The sequence below is a fragment of the Rhodanobacter spathiphylli B39 genome, assembly GCF_000264295.1.
GTDB classification, from domain to species: domain Bacteria; phylum Pseudomonadota; class Gammaproteobacteria; order Xanthomonadales; family Rhodanobacteraceae; genus Rhodanobacter; species Rhodanobacter spathiphylli.
Map to the genome: position 1 here is coordinate 1 of NZ_AJXT01000001.1, position 1362 is coordinate 1362.

1 protein-coding gene is annotated in these 1362 nt (G+C 62.1%); it reads right to left on the reverse strand.

Features of this window, described 5'->3' with window-relative positions:
* Nucleotides 1-36 precede the first annotated feature (36 nt).
* Nucleotides 37-1245 carry an IS4 family transposase gene (locus UU7_RS00005; protein ID WP_007804122.1) on the reverse strand — a complete coding sequence of 403 codons (1209 nt, stop codon included), beginning with the start codon at nucleotides 1243-1245 and terminating at the stop codon, nucleotides 37-39.
* Nucleotides 1246-1362: the final 117 nt, after the last annotated feature.

Sequence of the window (1362 nt, forward strand, 5' to 3'; positions counted from 1 at the left end):
ATCAAAGGGGACGGAGGCTGAGGTTTCCCCACGTTTTCATGCTGCCACAGCCATCTGATCGAGTAGCTCCGGAGACGGCTTTCGTATCTGCTCCATGAGTTCTTCGAGCCTGGCATTTGACCATCGTCGCACCAGCGCCTCACGGCCGAGTCGCATGACCGAGTACAGCCGCCGTCTGGATCGAAACGGTGCCAGCCATTGATCGATGCCTGCGGTTTCGCAGGCCATACCGACCAGCCAGCTGGCGAAGGTTGCCATCGTGTGGAGCAACAGCAGCACTTCGATGCGCTTGCGCTTGCGGGTCAGACTGTCCTCAAAGGCCTGACCGTAGCGGTGCGACTTGAGGTCCCGGAAGGACAGTTCGATCTGCATGCGTCGCGCATACAGCGCGACGATCTGTCGGGCGCTCAAGTGGCTCAGTGCCGGTGAAGCGACGAGGAGCCATGGCTCTCGCTCGCGTGCCGCGTTTTGCTTGCTCTTCTTGGTGCGCGAGGGCACACCCTGACGATTGCGTTGTTTCCGCCCCTTCGGGGGTTTGGCGTGCACCACCACGCGACAGCGCCAGGGCTTTGCACGCACCGTATCCATCAGCCCCAAGTCGCGTGGTGCGGCAACGGCCAACTCATAGAGCGCCCGGCACGGCACCCATGCACCGGGCGTATCCACCGCATCGACGGGCTTGACCAGCGTGCGGTGGCGCAGACGTCCAAGCCAGTGCCAACCCATCGCTTCGACAGCGCGAAACCATGGCGCACGAAAGCCGGCATCGGTCACCAGAATCGGCCGTACATCCTTGGGAATCAGCGAAGCCAAGTGCTGCAGGAACTGTTTCTCCGCCGCCGGTGAACCTTGCTGTCCGTCGGGGAACACCATGTCCAGTATCGTCAGGGTGCGACCTCCGACGGGTACCGCGGCGCGCAACAGATGCCAGCGCTGATCGGCTTTCAGGTTGCACCAGTCCAGCACGATCACCGGATGCGGACCGCGCAAGAGCCAGCGCGCCATGGCCGCATGCAGACGCTCGCGCTCAGTGTGCAGATGCGGGTTGCCCAGCAGTCGATCCAGCGCTTTCAGCGGTGCACGGATGCGCTCCGCATCAGGCCATGCGCGAGCGACATCGATCAGGGTCAGACGGCGGCCATGGATCAACGCTTCCACAGCACGCAACAACACGCGACGGCGCAGTGCATGCATCGGCTGAAGTGCATCGCCCAGGCACTTTTGCAATACTTTGGTCGCGCGCATGGTGTGGTCTCCTCTGGCTTCGTAACCCGTGAGGAATGACCGCATCATGCGCGCACTGTTCCTTCAGCCAGCGCGTAAGATGTTGATTGATTGAGAGGATTCGTGGGGAAACCTCAG